Here is a 16194-nt window from a genome sequence, read left to right on the forward strand (position 1 = left end):
GCTAGCTTTATTATATCATATCAATGAACCGAACACATATGCTCAAATGTAAAAATCTCCAGCTATTGGTATACCGAAATGCGGAAGCGGCTTGTTCAGACCCGACAAGCATAAGATGGGACGGAGGAAAGGTTGTTCTTTAACCTTTTCACCGGCACAGCTTATGACCTCGAGGGTCTAGCCGCTGCAGCTGGACAATTCGAAATGCGGAAGCGGCTTGTTCAGACCCGACAAGCATAAGATGGGATAGGGGGAAGGTTGTTCTTTAACCTTCTCACTGTCACAGCTTATGACCTCGAGGGTCTAGCCGCTGCAGCTGGACAATTCGAAATGCGGAAGCGGCTTGTTCAATCAGGAAAGTCATGAATACAGCCTATTTGAAAGTATCATCCCCGGACAAAAACGATCATCCATATAATGACTTGGATCACTGCTCATAATTCGTAAGATACGAAAATCATGATTTTCATTCATTTCAACCAATAAAGGGACTCCTTCATACTCAATTACTTTTTGTTTTTCATATTCAAGTTCTTCCGTTTGAAATATGAGTTCCTGCGGCATTGTTGTATATAGTATCATTGCACAAGCCTCTCGTTCTCTTCGCTTTTCAACTCAATTAATTCATTTAATTTCTTCAACGCTTGGCCTATACCGCCTACATCATCAATTAATCCTGAGTTAACAGCATCAATGCCAATCACATTTGTACCAATGTCTCTTGTTAAATTTCCTTTAGCGAACATTAAATCTTTAAACGTTTCCTCACTGATGTTAGAGTGCTTGGTGACGAATCGAATAACACGATCCTGCATTTTATCCAAATATTCAAAGGTCTGAGGAACACCTATGACCAGACCTGTTAATCGAATTGGGTGAATGGTCATAGTTGCTGTTTCTGCTATAAAACTGTAGTCACATGAAACAGCAATTGGAACACCAATCGAATGACCGCCACCCAATACAATCGAAACGGTTGGTTTGGATAATGAAGAAAGCATTTCTGAAATAGCAAGTCCTGCTTCTACATCTCCACCGACCGTATTTAATATAACTAAAAGACCTTCAATTTTAGGATTTTGCTCTATTGCAACAAGCTGCGGAATAATGTGCTCGTATTTCGTCGTTTTATTTTGCGGTGGCAGCTGAAGATGACCTTCGATTTGACCAATAATGGTCAGACAATGTATTTTTGAATCCTGTGATAATTGAGGAACATTTGTCTGTCCAAGCTGCTGGATTTTTTCCATTAATGCCGAAGGCTTATCCTCTTTCGGCTGTTCCTGTTCCTCATTTCCGCTTTCATTTCGAACGAACTCCTTATCCATCCTCTATTCTCCCTTCAAAGACATGATAGGAATAGTATGAGATTAGGAAAGATTTTTCATGCAAACTTAAATGTTAATTATTACTAGTTTTCGTTTTCCACAACTTCTAGCAATTCTATAAAGTGATATAATACTCGAGCCGTTAATCCCCATATCACATGACCTTTATATTGATAAAAATATTCGTCCAAATGGCGCAGCGACCATTTATAATTCTCTCCACCTGGTATTAAATGCAGAGGGAATCTTTCTTCGGGTACTACCTGATAATAAATTTTATACACTTCCGGTTTTGTTTTCTGAAAATACGAAAGTGGTACAGTAAAAACTTCCTCAACCTCCGATTCATTTGGATTTATCTGCTCAGGTTTTGTAATTCGTCCGACAAATGGATAAATAATATTACTAGAAGCATTTAATGTAAAATCCAATGGGATAACGTCTTCAATATCTGATTCCTCTATTCCCAATTCTTCTGATGTTTCACGAATCGCACATTGTCTCTGATCTGCATCTGTTTCATCTATTCTTCCACCTGGAAAGCATATTTCCCCAGGCTGTCTCCGTAAAGTCATGGATCTGACTTCAAATAATATATGTGTTTCATTTTCAATCTCGATAAGAGGCAGAAGCACCGAATATTTAAACAACTCGGCTTGTCCGAGAATAGAAGGCTTTCGGCCCTTTAATTTTTCAATCACTTTTTTTACATTCAACCTATACCACCCCAAGACATAAATTAGTAATAAGTAATATTATCTACTATAACATTCTTTTACTGAGAAATTTGTCAAAGCAATGAATGGCAGCATCATTTGCCTTTATCTTAAGTGAACACTTGAATGACTCAAAAACCCAATAATAAAAATGAGGCCGACTTGAAACGTCATCAGCCTCACTACCCTATTAACTATTATCTATAATGCGTATTGATTATGGCTTTTATTTTACTTCCATAATAATCGGCAAAATCATTGGTCTGCGTTTTGTTTTTTCATATAAAAATTGATTTAAACAATCACGCATATCCTGTTTAATCACTGCCCAATCAAAGGAATCTCTTAAAATACTTTGATCAACAATGTCACGTACCCGTTTTGATGCCTCATCAAGTAGTTTTTCTGATTCCCTGACATAAACAAACCCTCTTGAGATAATTTCAGGACCAGAAGAGATTTTCTTTTCCTTTTTATTTAATGTCACCACAACAATCAAAATCCCATCCTGTGACAATAGCTTACGATCTCGTAATACGATATTTCCAACATCGCCAACCCCACTGCCATCTATCAGTACATTTCCTGCAGATACTCTACCAGCTGGACGTATGCGATCGTTTTTCAACTCTATCACTTCGCCCTTTTCAGGCAGATAGATACGATCATCTGTTAATCCACAATCTTTTGCTACTTTTGCATGTGCCTTCAACATTTTATACTCTCCGTGAACCGGAATGAAAAACTTTGGGTTCATGATATTAATCATAAATTTCAGTTCTTCCTGGCTTCCATGACTGGATGTATGATAGGAATTTTTACCGGCCAATACAATGGCACCTGCACGGAATAACATATCAACTGTTTTAGAAATGAACAGCTCATTGCCGCGAAGAGCTGAAACAGCAAAAACAACGGTATCTCCTTTTTGAATATTCACATGCTTATGGGTTTGCTTTGCCATTTTCTGCAAAGCTTCTATCGGTTCACCCTGTCTTCCTGTAGTTAAAATGACAATCTCATCATCTGGATAATTTTGAATCTCTGAAACAGGAATAATAATCTCATCATGTATCTGTAAATACTCTAGTTTAATGACAATATCAAATATACGCTGTAAGCTCTTACCGACGATTGCCACTTTTCGTCTACTTTCATATGCTGCATCAAAAATATGCTGAATCCGGTTTAAATCAGAGGCAAAGCATGCTGCAATAATTCGTCCTTTTGCATTATAAAACGCATCATTCATTTCCCGTGCCACAACCGCTTCTGAAGGAGTATATCCGGGCTTTTCCGCATCTGTACTGTCAGACAACAAACATAAAACGCCCTTTTCTCCAATTTGTACCATTTTGCCGATCTCAGGTTTGTATAAGTCACTGGCTGATTGATCAAATTTGAAATCACCCGTATGTACAATTACCCCATCAGAGGTATGAACACAAATAGCAACCGAATCCGGAATACTATGATTTGTTTTAAAGAAAGTTATGACTGCCGATTCAAATTCAATGACAGAATCAGAGGTTATTTCTCTAAACACAGCTTTATGCTGAAAATCCTGTTCCTTCATTTTTGTTTCAGCAAACGCAAGCGTTAACTTCGTTCCATATACAGGTACATTTATTTCACGCAAAAGATAGGATAGTGCTCCGATATGATCTTCATGACCGTGTGTTAAAAAGATTCCTTTTACTCTGCTTTCATTTTGTACTAAATAGCTATAATCTGGGATTACAATGTCAATTCCGAGCATTTCATTCTCAGGAAACATCAATCCGGCATCAATGACAAATATGTCCTCATCCACTTCCACGATATACATATTTTTGCCGATTTCGCCTACTCCCCCGATTGCAATAAGTTTAATACTCTCATTTTCTTTTCTCTTCAAGACAAGCTTCCTCCTATGTTGTATTACGCCGATCGAAATCAGATACCCTCATTATACTTGAAATCGGAAAACCTTTACAACTACGAAGTAAGTAATAACTCCATGTATCAGGACCGCATCTAGCTAATACTACACATCTATTTCGGCAATAAGTTACTCCCATAAAAAGTAAAACCAGCCACACAATGTGTTGGCTGGTTTTGAGTTAATTATTTATTTTTCAACTAGTAAAAGCTGGGATAATTCTTCCCGTTCTTTTTCATTTAGTGGTACAAGAGGAAGACGGACAGTGCCGACATCTAACCCTTTTAATTGTAAAGCTGTTTTCACTGGTACAGGATTAGGTGCTTTGAACAATCCTTCCATAATTGGAAGCAGCTGTTGATGAAGCTTTGCCGCACCTTTGATATCACCCTGAAGAAACTTCGAAATCATTTCCTGCATTTCATTTCCAATTACATGTGATGCAACTGAAATCACTCCATTACCACCAATAGCTAGCACAGGTAATGTAACCCCATCATCCCCTGTGAAAAGTTGAAAGTCATCACTCGTATTAGCAATGATTTTTGTCATATTATTTAAATTGCCACTTGCTTCTTTGACTGCAACAATATTATTGATTTTGGAAAGCCGGATGATTGTTTCCGGTTCAATATTGATGGCAGATCTGCCTGGGATATTATACAGCAAGACTGGAAGTGCTGTACTTTCTGCAACCGCCTTAAAGTGCTGGTACAGTCCCTCTTGATTCGGCTTATTATAATATGGGGCAACAAGCATAATCCCGTCAACACCAATATTTTCTGCTTTCTTCGTCAATTCAATCGATTCATATGTGTTGTAATTACCCGTACCGGCAATGACCGATACCCGTTTATCAACTACCTTCACAACATGTTCAAATAATGCTAACTTTTCCTCTTTAGATAATGTCGGTGATTCTCCAGTCGTTCCAGATACAACTAGCGATTCCGTACCATTGGCAATTAAATAATTAATTAGTTGAGTTGTTTTTGGAAAATCAATATGACCTTTACTATCAAACGGCGTTACCATTGCCGTAGATACTCGACCAAATCGTACCATACAACCACTCCTTCCAAATTAGCGATAAGGAGCAGGACCTTATCGGCTAATTTTCTTTATCCAACTCAAACGCATTATGCAGGGCATTGACAGCTGTAGATAAATCAGCTTCTTTAATCAGTACCCAAATCGTCGTATGGCTGTCTGCCGATTGCAGAATACGGATACCGTTCTCAGACAATGCACCAACAATTTTCGAGGTAACACCTGGAACCCCTGCCATACCTGCACCGACAACAGAAACTTTTGCACAATCCCGCTCAACTGCCGGCTCATGTCCAAGCATGCGGAGAACAGAAATTGCCTTGTCTGTCATTTCTTCTGTTACTGTATAGACCACCTGATTAGGAGAAATATTGATAAAATCAACACTAATTTTTTCATTGGCCATTGCTTTAAATACTTCTGCCTGCAAATCATATTGATCCTTTTTGGCAAATACTTTAATTTGGGTGACACCGGACACATGAGCAATTCCCGTCACCATACGGTCTTTAACCATTTTTTCACGAGACATTGACGTAACTAATGTCCCTGGATTATCTGAATACGTTGAACGAATCCGTATCGGAACTTTCGTTTGCATCGCTATCTCAACGGCCCTGGGGTGAATGACTTTCGCTCCCTGATAGGCCATATTACATACTTCTGTGTATGTTACAACTTGCAGGGGTCTTGCATTTTCAGCGATACGCGGGTCGGCCGTCATAATTCCTTCTACATCGGTAAAAATATCGATAAACTCTGCATCTAGCGCTACACCAAGTGCAGCAGCAGACGTATCACTTCCGCCCCTGCCAATCGTGGTGATATCACCATTTTTTGCCTGCCCTTGAAAACCGGCAACTACCACAACATCATAGGTTTTAAAGGCCCACATGACTCTTTCACATCTCATGTCAATGATTTTGGCATTCATATGATCATCATTTGTGCGGAACCCTGCCTGAGCACCGGTTAAAGCTGTTGCGTTAATGCCTTCTTCTAATAACATATTGGTAAAAACAACACTTGAAATAATTTCACCGCATGACAGTAATAAATCTGTTTCACGATTACTGATGGAACTTTTTGAACCATTTACGAGGGAAAGCAGCGTATCAGTAGCATATGGGTCACCCTTACGACCCATAGCCGATACGACAACTGCTACTTTATAACCCTCTTCTAATGCTGATTGAATATGCTTTTTTGCATGCTGGCGACCTTTATCGTCACGGACGGAGGTTCCGCCAAATTTTTGGACGATTATCTTCATCGTAACACCTCTAATATCCATTAGATGTATGGACTATTCATGATTTTTTTTGTTCCTCTAGATGCTGTCTCCATTCATAAACGGGTAGCTGCAGCTACGATTATAACAAGTTCGACCGAGACATACATATATTAGAAAAATAGAATGCTAACAACGATAATTATTTAACTAATCCCAGTTTAATTAGGCTTTCTGCAATCTGAACTGAATTCCATGCAGCCCCTTTTAATAGATTATCGGACACAACCCAAAGATGGAAGCCCTTTTCATCATGTAAATCTTTACGGATACGGCCTACAAATACATCATTTTTTCCAACGCAATCAGCAGGCATTGGATAGATTTGATTTTCTGGATCGTCCTGCAGTACGACTCCCGGAGCATCCTTCAAAAGTTCCTTCAGGTCTGCAGCTGTTACTCCTTCAGTATCCACTTCAATGAAAACTGATTCCGAGTGTCCGACTGCTACCGGAAGACGAACGCACGTTGCAGCAACGCTTAATTCTGGTTTATGCATGATTTTTTTCGTTTCATTAATCATTTTCATTTCTTCATACGTAAAACCATTGTCCTGGAATAAATCAATTTGTGGAATCGCATTAAAGGCGATTTGATAGTGCTTTTTATCTCCCTTGACAGGCAGAATTTTCGGTTCATATTCCTCATTGTTAATGATTGCTTTTGTTTGATCATTTAATTCCTGTACAGCAACGGCACCAGAGCCTGAAACAGCCTGATAAGTAGATACGATGACTTTATTTAGGCCGTATTTTTGTCTAATAGGTTCAAGTGCAACAACCATTTGAATGGTTGAACAGTTTGGATTTGCAATAATTCCATTATGATTTAATAGGTCATTTTCATTTACCTCTGGTACTACAAGCGGTACATTTTCATCCATACGAAATGCACTGGTGTTATCGACGCAAATAGCTCCGCGTTTAACAGCTTCCGGAGCTAATTCCTTTGATACACTTCCTCCAGCACTGAATAAAGCAATGTCAACACCCTCAAAACTTTCTGGTTTTGCCTCTTGTACCGTATATTCAGCTCCATTTACTTGTACTTTTGTACCTGCAGATCGAGCAGATGATAATAAAGTTAATTTTGCAATTGGAAATTGTCTATCTTCCAGTGTTTTAATCATTTGCTGCCCTACTGCTCCAGTTGCTCCAACTACTGCTACGTGGAATCCTTTTTTCTGATCCATTTTTTGCTCCCCTTCCAATTCTGTAAAAATTACGACTATTTTTTTCAATACTAGAACGTCACTTTATTATATGAGGAATATTTCAATTTGGTAAAGCCAAACTAATAAAAAGACGACGTTAATGTTTAGCTATACTATATTATATAGCGAAATGAAGATACACTCTACTTAATTTATTTAATGATGGTAAATTATGCAGATTCTCTCCAAGAAAATGTCTTTGTCACCTCATACAAAGAAGGCGAGGTAATATTGACCTATCGCCATCTTTCTACTATAATAACACTTATTTTAAAACAATCAATCAGGAAACAAATATACTTTTTAGTGAAAAATTAATTTCCATCCTTATATCTTTCAACAATGACTGGTTGTATTTGCTTTCCATTTAATGCTGCTTCAACCGCTTCACTTAGCATGGTCATTCGTGCAACCATTGAATTTGGTTTTTTTATTGGATCATCTTGGCCATATGGAATAAAATAAATGTTTTTAGTTGCCATTAATCTCATTAGATTCACACCATTTAACCCTAGTGCGTCATTTGTTGAAATTCCTAAAACAACAGGTTTTTGATTCCGTAAGGTCGCTTTTGCAGCCATTAAGACAGGAGAATCTGTTAATGCATTTGCAAATTTACTCATTGAGTTACCGGTCAATGGAGCGATAACCATACAGTCAAGCGGAATTTTCGGCCCTAACGGTTCAGCTGCTACAATGGAATCAATTACTTTATTCCCTGTTAATTCCTCTATTCGCGTAACCCAGTCCTCTCCCTTACCAAATCGAGTAGTTGTATTTTTAACTGTAAAGGTCACTACAGGCAGGACTTCCGCACCTGCATTAACTAACTTCTCAATTTCAGGGAAAACCGCATCATATGTGCAGTGTGATCCCGTTAATCCAAATCCAATCCGTTTTCCATTTAAACTCATGATTTTGTCTCCTTTCGCTTATCATAAAGATCCTGTAGTAAAGTAGAAAGGACGCCAGCTAAAATATTCCCCGCTGTTTTAGGGGCCACTATCCCTGGAAGACTTGGTGCTAAAAGAGCTTTTATTCCTCTTTTTTCTGCATATCGAAAATCAGTTCCTCCCGGTTTCGAGGCAAGATCAATGATGAGCGTATGCACAGGCATTTTTGATAGTACGTTTGCATTCACGACCGGATATGGGATTGTATTAATTAATATATCCGTATCTTTAACCCATTGGGTAATATCATCTAGATAGAACGGCGTCAATCCCATTTCAGTAATTCGGGCAATATGTTCGGATTTACGCGCTCCTACATCAACCTTCGCACCTAATAAATGGAATGTTCTTGCAACGCTCATTCCGACTCTCCCTAAGCCAAGGACAGTGACCTTTGATCCATGTATTGTGAAATCTGTGTGCTGAATAGCCATCATAATGGTTCCTTCAACTGTCGGAATTGAATTATAGATGGCAACATCATCTCGTTTAAACAATTGCACTAGAGTACGATCAGCACTTTCAGTTATACTGGTTAAATATGCATTCGTAATACCTGAAAAAATTACGCAGTGCTTCGGTGTCTTCTTAACCATATCCTCTGTGAGAATGACTTTTTCATTTGAAAAAATCGTATCCACGTTACCCTCAAGACTCGTGCCAGCTACCGGCAGGATGATGGCATCTAGTTGAGAAAAATCAAGGTCTGCTATCTTATCCTTTGTTGCTCCAGAAAAAGCATGGTCCAGCTGTTCAAAGCCAACTAAGGAAAGCTTTGCATCCAGTTCTGTTAGTTTTCGAATGATTTCGAGCTGTCTCGCATCACCGCCAATAATGGCAATTTGCATATCTGTCAGCATGAAAGATTCACCTTCTTTTTTAGGGCTTTTGTTAAACAGTCTTTTAGACTATTTTCATTATTTTAGAGTTCGATTCATTTCAAGAAGCCCAATTTTAGATTCATCAACCTAATCCCTACATAGCCATTTGCAATTCAACTAGATGTCTGGTGAGAACTACTTCAACATCATATGTTATATTGACCTAATCGGTGACGCCAATGGAGATTTGTCTTAAGTTAATCAATCCTGATTCCTATTTTTACACTAGGCATTAATCTATTTAATTAAAAAAGACAAAAAAAGGTGACTCAGGAGAGCCACCTTTTTTTATCTTTTTTATTTTTGCATATCAATAATCATCATATCATTGCCAATTTTCTTAATCTGTTCCCATTCAACACGGATCTCTCCACCCTGTTTTTTCATTCCAAACCATTTTAATGTTGGAATAAGCAGTGCTTCTATTTGTCCACTCTGCACATTAATTTCTAGATCAGTCTGTCCAAGAACACCTAATCGTTCTGCACGATTCACATCCACTATTTCTTTCCCGCTTAATTCACTTAATCTCAATTTCTCTCCCTCCATCTAAACAAGTGACCTCCCTATATTCATACTGACAGTTTGGTCCATTTAGACTTTATTTTTTGGAGAAAACTTTGGATTACGTTTTTTTAGTTCATTCTTGTTAAATCCCTTTTGGCAGTTCACCAGAAGGACTTATTAATGAAACAGAGAATTGATCAGTAAACACTCGATTAGCCATTGTATCCACATCTTCTTTCGTTACTGAATCAATTTGTTCCACAATCTCATCAAGTGAACGGTGGAGTCCAAGAAGCAGCTCATTTTTACCATTACGGCTCATTCGGCTGTTTGTACTTTCAAGACTCAGCATTAAGCTCCCTTTTAACTGCTCTTTACTATTTGTCAATTCTTTTTCCGTGATACCGTCTCTTTTTAATACAGAAAGTGTTTCCTGGACCGTTTCAAACAAAAGGTCAAGCTGTTTTGCACCGGTACCTCCATAAATGGTTACAATTCCTGTGTCCTCAAAGGCAGAATGATAAGAGAAAACAGAATAAGCAAGCCCTCTCTGTTCCCTTACATCCTGGAATAAACGGCTGCTCATACTACCGCCCAGAATATTATTGAGAGAAATAAGACTATAGATGTCATCATGTCCGACTTGGAGTCCTTCAAAGCCAAGACAAAGATGGGCCTGCTCTGTTTCTTTCTTACGAGCTACACGATTCATATGAAACACAGGTACTGTTGTCTCTATTTCGCGTTTTCCACCTTCATAGGAGCCAAATAACGCCTCAACTTCTTTAATAAAGGAATCAGAAATATTTCCCGCTATCGAAATCACAACATGTTCAGGTGTATACATATTATGTACATAATCTTTTAACGTATCACTGGTAAAGGTTGATAACGTTTCTTCCGTACCCAGGATTGGATAGCCGAGAGAATGATCCTCGTAAATCGCTTTACTAAGCAAATCATGGACAATGTCATCTGGTGTATCTTCATACATTTTAATTTCTTCATATACCACATTTTTTTCTTTAACCAATTCTTCTTCCACAAAGGTAGAATTAAAGAACATATCTGCTAATACTTCTAATGCAAACTGCGCATGGTTATCAAGAACCTTTGCGTAATAACAAGTATATTCCTTTGACGTAAACGCATTTACTTGACCGCCGATACTATCAAAGGACTCTGCAATCTCCCGTGCAGTCCTTGTTTTTGTCCCCTTAAAGAACATATGCTCTAAAAAGTGTGAAATTCCATTATTAGCAGGAGTCTCATTACGAGAGCCTGTACCGATCCAAACACCGATTGCTACAGACCGTACGGTTGGAATATTTTCTAAAACAACTCTAACGCCATTTTGACATGTATATTTCTTTATCAAGTAAACTCCTCCTGTTCTATACCTCAGTTGCTTTATTCATATCATTCACAATAAAATTCTTCTATGCCAAGTAAGTATATACTAATAACGTTATTTTTTCCAAAAACTTGACTTTTAGGCAAAAATAACTTAATTATTATCTAATTCTTTTACCTTTTTCTCTGGATAGGAATCATCAGGTCTTTCTTCTTTTAATAACTCCGTAATCGTATTGATTTGTAAATCCTTTTCTTTAATCCCTGTAATTAATCTGTCTAAAGACTGTGCTGTTGACGATGTGGGATGCATAAGAATAATGGCTCCATTATGTACCTTGCTCATCACTCTATTGATTAATACATCAGGAGAGGGCTTTTTCCAATCAACTGTATCAACACTCCACATAATGGTACCCATCTGCTCCTGTGCAGCAATTGATATCACCTCATCACGAAAGCTTCCGCTTGGAGGTGCAAACCAAACCGGATTAACTCCTGTTGTTGCTTTGATCACTTCGTTTGTTTTTTCTAATTCCTGACGAATTTTCGCTGATGAACTTACTTTTAAATCTGGATGCGTAAAAGAGTGATTCCCTACCTCATGCCCTGCATCCGTGATCATTTTGGCAAGTTCAGGATTTGTTTGGACCCATCTGCCTTCAAGGAAAAAAGTAGCGTGTATATGATGTTTTTTCAATGTCGCTAACATATCCATTAAATATTCATTTCCCCATGCAACATTGATGATAAAACTTACCATCGGTTTTTCCGGATGTCCTTTATAAATCGGAGCTGCCGGCAGATCTTCAAGATGGACATTGGGTTTTACTTGTTTAAATTGGAGTTTTTCTTCCGAGAATTCTCCGCCCTCTTTCATTTTTCTGTAAGATGCATCGACGTCCACTTTTAAACCATTATACCCAGGTATTGCTTTCCAGATTGGATCTATTTTTGCATCACTTGCAGGAAGCTCATATTTCTCGCTATTCATTTCTATTTCATGATAAAGAGAATCCTTTGACTTACTCACTGCAAGAGAATGATCCCTTTTTTCACTTATAAATTGAGTCGTATATGGATTACTTACCATAATAAAAGCCATCACGAAAATAACTCCAAAAATCATCATTTTTTTCATTGAACCTGCCTCCTCTATATAAATTATGAAAAAGAAGGACAAGGTAGAACGTAAAATGGAATCATGGGAGGTAATGCTTAACAAAAATAAACAGCCAGAGTACTCTGACTGTTTATTTGCGAAAGACGAATATTTATTCTAATTATTTCTGAGCACTTTCTTCATGCTCACGCTGTTCCTTTAAGACAGCCTTACGAGACAGATTCACCCGTCCTTGCTTATCAATTTCAAGAACTTTTACAAGCATTTCGTCTCCAATTTTCACGACATCTTCCACTTTTCCAACGCGTTCCTCTGCTAATTCAGAAATGTGTACAAGACCATCTTTACCTTGGAATATTTCGACAAATGCACCGAACTTCTCAATTCTCTTGACTTTACCAAGATACAGCTGCCCAGCGACAACTTCACGAACAATATCTTCAATGATGTGCTTGGCCTTTTGGTTCATTTCCTCATCAACAGAAGAAATGAATACTGTTCCATCCTGCTCAATATCAATTTTTACACCTGTTTCTTCGATAATCTTATTAATTTGTTTACCGCTTGGTCCAATAACATCACGAATTTTATCAGGATTAATTGACATTGTAAGGATTTTAGGAGCAAATTTAGACAATTGCTCTCTTGGTTTATCAATCGCTGTCATCATGGAGTCTAAAATTTGCATACGCCCTTTTTTGGCCTGCTGCAAAGCCTCTTCCAATATTTCTCGAGAAAGTCCTTCAATTTTAATATCCATTTGTAATGCTGTAACGCCTTTAGCTGTGCCGGCAACTTTAAAATCCATATCTCCAAGGTGATCTTCCATTCCTTGAATATCAGTTAATATAGTATAATGTTCACCAGATTTCACTAATCCCATGGCAATACCGGCTACAGGTGCCTTAATTGGTACGCCTGCATCCATCATGGCCAGTGTACTTGCACAGATACTTGCTTGAGAAGTTGATCCGTTTGATTCCAATACTTCTGACACTAGACGGACTGTATATGGAAATTCCTTTTCATCCGGAATAACTGCTACTAACGCTCTTTCTCCAAGTGCTCCATGTCCGATTTCGCGTCGGCCAGGACCTCTCATTGGACCAGTTTCCCCAACACTAAAATTAGGGAAGTTATAATGGTGCATAAAACGTTTTTCTTCTTCTAGTCCCAAACCATCTAATATTTGAACATCACCTAAGGCACCAAGGGTACAGATGCTTAATGCCTGCGTTTGTCCACGTGTAAATAAGCCTGATCCATGTGTCCGAGGTAAGATGTTAACTTCAGAAGCTAACGGACGAATTTCGTCAACGCCACGGCCATCAGGACGTATTTTATCTTCAGTAATAAGGCGGCGAACCTCTCCCTTAACAAGCTTATCTAAAATTTGTTTAACTTGCTTTAGGGTATCTTCATCCGCTTCTTTTTCTTCATATTTACTCATTACTTGCTCTTTGACCTTTTTAATCGCTTCTTCACGAGCATGCTTCTCTTGGACTTGAATTGCTTGAATCATTTCCGTTTCACAAAGCTCACGAATTTCTGATTCTAAAGCTGAATCAAGTTCAAACAGAACAACCTCGAGTTTCTCTTTTCCAATTTCAGCTACAATGGTCTCCTGGAAAGCAATTAAGCGCTTAATTTCCTCATGCCCAAACATAATGGCTTCCAGCATGATTTCTTCTGGTACTTCATCTGCACCAGCTTCAACCATATTAATAGCATCCTTTGTTCCAGCAACAATTAAATGGATATCACTTTGTTCTTCTTGTTTAACAGTTGGGTTGATGATAAACTGACCATCAATCCTTCCAACTGTTACACCCGCAATCGGTCCTTTAAATGGAATATCAGAAACGCTTAATGCCAGTGAAGATCCAAACATAGCGGCCATTTCAGTCGAACAATCCTGATCCACGCTCATTACCATACTAACAACTTGAACCTCATTACGGAAACCATCTGCAAATAATGGTCGAATGGGTCTATCGATTAAACGACTAGCTAGAATAGCCCGTTCACTCGGACGTCCCTCTCTTTTAATAAAACCGCCTGGAATTTTACCAACTGCATACAAACGTTCCTCGTAATTTACAGTCAGTGGGAAAAAGTCAACGCTTTTTGGTTCTCTTGAAGCGGTTGCAGTACTTAAAACAACTGAATCACCATAACGAACTAATACAGCACCATTGGCCTGTTTTGCTAGCTGTCCAATTTCAACTGATAATTTACGGCCAGCCCAATCTATTGAATATACATGCTTATCTTGTCCCATTCATTTATTACTCCTCTCTACCTGTAATACATTAGAGGTATAGCGAAACATATTCGATCCGCACATACTGATTCTATATATATAAAGCAGTTTTCTTATGTTAAAAAAATAGCTATTACTATTATGTACACTTTTATTAAAAATTAAGCTTTCGTAAAGATACATTTCGAAAACCAACGCAACAATAACCAAAAAATGGTATATGTTTTTTTGCTAATAAAAAAGCGGGAAAATTCCCGCTTTTCATTGACTATCTACGTAAACCAAGTTTATTGATTAGTTCACGGTAACGTTGAACATCTTTATTACGTAGGTAAGTTAATAAATTACGACGCTTACCAACCATTTTCAAAAGACCACGACGTGAGTGATGATCTTTTTTGTGTGTACGTAAATGATCATTCAAGTTATTAATTGATTCTGTAAGGACAGCGATTTGAACTTCTGGAGATCCAGTATCAGTCTCGTGTACTTTGTACTCATTAATAAGTTCGTTTTTGCGTTCTTGAGTGATTGCCATCCTGCTTCACCTCCTAAATTTTCAAATCCCCTATTACTGAGCAAACGTTGGTGAGTCGCTTTGCCAAGCAAAGGTTCAATTTGATACGTTAATAAGAATACATCTTTTTACGATAAAATGCAAGTGTCTGTCCCGTATTTTTCAAAGTAATCAACAGTCTCTGCCTTATCCTTTTCAATTTGTGCAATAAGTCCATCAATTCCTGAAAACTTTTGTTCACTTCGAAGCCTGCGATGCCATTCAATCGTTACCAATTCATCATATATTTCACGGTTGAAGTCCAAAATAAACACTTCAATAGAAGGTTTGTCTGCCTTATCCTTATGAAAGGTTGGTTTATAGCCAACATTGCAAACACCCTGGAATGTCTCGTTATCTTTAGCAATTGTTAACTTTACAGCGTATACACCTGTCGGCGGTAGGAGATAATCATCGTGAATAGCTACATTTGCAGTGGGGAACCCTATTGTCCTGCCTCTTTTTTCCCCATGTATGACTTTGCCATTAGTCTGATAAAAACGACCGAGAAAAGGGGGAAGTTCGTCCATTTCCCCTTCTAAAATGCAGGCTCTGACAGCAGTTGAGCTTATCTTTTGCTCACCAAATTGCAGTTTATCAATGACTGAAAATGTAAATTTTTCTCTTGAATGAAAGGTTAATGTTTCCATTGTTCCCTTTCCCAATCGTCCATATGTATAGTCAAAACCAGCAACAACATGTTTGACGTTTAAATCTATCAAATAACGATCAACATATTCCTGTGGTAATAAATTAGCAAATTCTTCAGTAAATCGAACAACAAAAAAGTAATCAATTCCTAGATTTCGAATTAACCTGATTTTTTCTTCAAGTGGAGTGATATATTTAACATGCTGTACACTTCTCCCCAGAACCACAGAGGGATGAGGATTAAAAGACATAACAGCACTTTTAAATCCCTTTTTGTCAGCTTCTTTTTTGGCAGCAGAAATTACTTTTTGATGTCCAAGGTGCACACCATCAAAAAAACCTAAAGCCATAACTAATGGCGGAATATCTTCTTGTTTCATATGATGCG

General features: G+C 38.0%; 15 protein-coding genes. All 15 read right to left on the reverse strand.

Translation table 11 applies throughout. From position 1 onward, the window contains the following. Positions 1-360: 360 nt before the first annotated feature. On the reverse strand, positions 361-582 hold the full coding sequence (locus tag ACHUFV_RS04865; protein WP_394232472.1) for a YlzJ-like family protein: 222 nt from the start codon (positions 580-582) through the stop codon (positions 361-363). Next, the gene (locus ACHUFV_RS04870; RefSeq protein ID WP_394232473.1) at positions 579-1328 is read right to left on the reverse strand and encodes a ClpP family protease; all 750 of its coding nucleotides are present in this window, start codon (positions 1326-1328) and stop codon (positions 579-581) included. The genes ACHUFV_RS04865 and ACHUFV_RS04870 overlap by 4 nt, the downstream gene beginning before the upstream one ends. An 83-nt stretch (positions 1329-1411) precedes the next feature. Then, a complete protein-coding gene (locus ACHUFV_RS04875; protein ID WP_394232474.1) occupies positions 1412-2044 on the reverse strand; it encodes an NUDIX hydrolase in 633 nt (210 codons plus the stop codon). A gap of 226 nt (positions 2045-2270) precedes the next feature. Beyond that, positions 2271-3941 (reverse strand): ribonuclease J, encoded by a 1671-nt coding sequence (locus tag ACHUFV_RS04880; protein WP_394232475.1) that lies wholly within the window; start codon positions 3939-3941, stop codon positions 2271-2273. Between the two features lie 213 nt (positions 3942-4154). Continuing rightward, the gene (gene dapA, locus ACHUFV_RS04885; RefSeq protein ID WP_394232476.1) at positions 4155-5030 is read right to left on the reverse strand and encodes a 4-hydroxy-tetrahydrodipicolinate synthase; all 876 of its coding nucleotides are present in this window, start codon (positions 5028-5030) and stop codon (positions 4155-4157) included. A 46-nt stretch (positions 5031-5076) separates the two neighbouring features. Continuing rightward, positions 5077-6288 carry an aspartate kinase gene (gene dapG, locus ACHUFV_RS04890; protein ID WP_394232477.1) on the reverse strand — a complete coding sequence of 404 codons (1212 nt, stop codon included), beginning with the start codon at positions 6286-6288 and terminating at the stop codon, positions 5077-5079. A gap of 160 nt (positions 6289-6448) precedes the next feature. Next, a complete protein-coding gene (asd, locus tag ACHUFV_RS04895) occupies positions 6449-7498 on the reverse strand; it encodes an aspartate-semialdehyde dehydrogenase (RefSeq protein ID WP_394232478.1) in 1050 nt (349 codons plus the stop codon). A 335-nt stretch (positions 7499-7833) separates the two neighbouring features. After that, positions 7834-8433 (reverse strand): dipicolinate synthase subunit B, encoded by a 600-nt coding sequence (dpaB, locus tag ACHUFV_RS04900; RefSeq protein ID WP_394232479.1) that lies wholly within the window; start codon positions 8431-8433, stop codon positions 7834-7836. Next, positions 8430-9332 carry a dipicolinic acid synthetase subunit A gene (gene dpaA / locus ACHUFV_RS04905; protein WP_394232480.1) on the reverse strand — a complete coding sequence of 301 codons (903 nt, stop codon included), beginning with the start codon at positions 9330-9332 and terminating at the stop codon, positions 8430-8432. Before dpaA ends, dpaB begins: the two co-directional genes overlap by 4 nt. Positions 9333-9650: 318 nt before the next feature. Beyond that, positions 9651-9887 (reverse strand): YlmC/YmxH family sporulation protein, encoded by a 237-nt coding sequence (locus ACHUFV_RS04910; RefSeq protein WP_394232481.1) that lies wholly within the window; start codon positions 9885-9887, stop codon positions 9651-9653. A gap of 115 nt (positions 9888-10002) precedes the next feature. After that, entirely contained in the window at positions 10003-11238 is a 1236-nt protein-coding gene (locus tag ACHUFV_RS04915) for a M16 family metallopeptidase (RefSeq protein WP_394232482.1), read from the reverse strand. Between the two features lie 129 nt (positions 11239-11367). Next, on the reverse strand, positions 11368-12354 hold the full coding sequence (locus tag ACHUFV_RS04920; protein ID WP_394232483.1) for a polysaccharide deacetylase family protein: 987 nt from the start codon (positions 12352-12354) through the stop codon (positions 11368-11370). Between the two features lie 142 nt (positions 12355-12496). After that, the gene (gene pnp, locus ACHUFV_RS04925; protein WP_394232484.1) at positions 12497-14617 is read right to left on the reverse strand and encodes a polyribonucleotide nucleotidyltransferase; all 2121 of its coding nucleotides are present in this window, start codon (positions 14615-14617) and stop codon (positions 12497-12499) included. 250 nt (positions 14618-14867) lie between these two features. Next, on the reverse strand, positions 14868-15137 hold the full coding sequence (rpsO, locus tag ACHUFV_RS04930) for a 30S ribosomal protein S15 (protein ID WP_394232485.1): 270 nt from the start codon (positions 15135-15137) through the stop codon (positions 14868-14870). A gap of 107 nt (positions 15138-15244) precedes the next feature. Next, a complete protein-coding gene (gene ribF, locus ACHUFV_RS04935; RefSeq protein WP_394233386.1) occupies positions 15245-16186 on the reverse strand; it encodes a bifunctional riboflavin kinase/FAD synthetase in 942 nt (313 codons plus the stop codon). Between the last annotated feature and the right edge of the window lie 8 nt (positions 16187-16194).

Source organism: Niallia oryzisoli, from assembly GCF_043641075.1.
GTDB classification, from domain to species: domain Bacteria; phylum Bacillota; class Bacilli; order Bacillales; family Cytobacillaceae; genus Bacillus_BD; species Bacillus_BD oryzisoli_A.

Coding starts and splice junctions, on each gene's coding strand:
- ACHUFV_RS04865 (WP_394232472.1), bottom strand. CDS start 582: ATGATACTATATACAACAATGCCGCAGGAACTCATATTTCAAACGGAA.
- ACHUFV_RS04870 (WP_394232473.1), bottom strand. CDS start 1,328: ATGGATAAGGAGTTCGTTCGAAATGAAAGCGGAAATGAGGAACAGGAA.
- dapA (WP_394232476.1), bottom strand. CDS start 5,030: ATGGTACGATTTGGTCGAGTATCTACGGCAATGGTAACGCCGTTTGAT.
- dapG (WP_394232477.1), bottom strand. CDS start 6,288: ATGAAGATAATCGTCCAAAAATTTGGCGGAACCTCCGTCCGTGACGAT.
- asd (WP_394232478.1), bottom strand. CDS start 7,498: ATGGATCAGAAAAAAGGATTCCACGTAGCAGTAGTTGGAGCAACTGGA.
- dpaB (WP_394232479.1), bottom strand. CDS start 8,433: ATGAGTTTAAATGGAAAACGGATTGGATTTGGATTAACGGGATCACAC.
- dpaA (WP_394232480.1), bottom strand. CDS start 9,332: ATGCTGACAGATATGCAAATTGCCATTATTGGCGGTGATGCGAGACAG.
- ACHUFV_RS04920 (WP_394232483.1), bottom strand. CDS start 12,354: ATGAAAAAAATGATGATTTTTGGAGTTATTTTCGTGATGGCTTTTATT.
- pnp (WP_394232484.1), bottom strand. CDS start 14,617: ATGGGACAAGATAAGCATGTATATTCAATAGATTGGGCTGGCCGTAAA.
- rpsO (WP_394232485.1), bottom strand. CDS start 15,137: ATGGCAATCACTCAAGAACGCAAAAACGAACTTATTAATGAGTACAAA.
- ribF (WP_394233386.1), bottom strand. CDS start 16,186: ATGAAACAAGAAGATATTCCGCCATTAGTTATGGCTTTAGGTTTTTTT.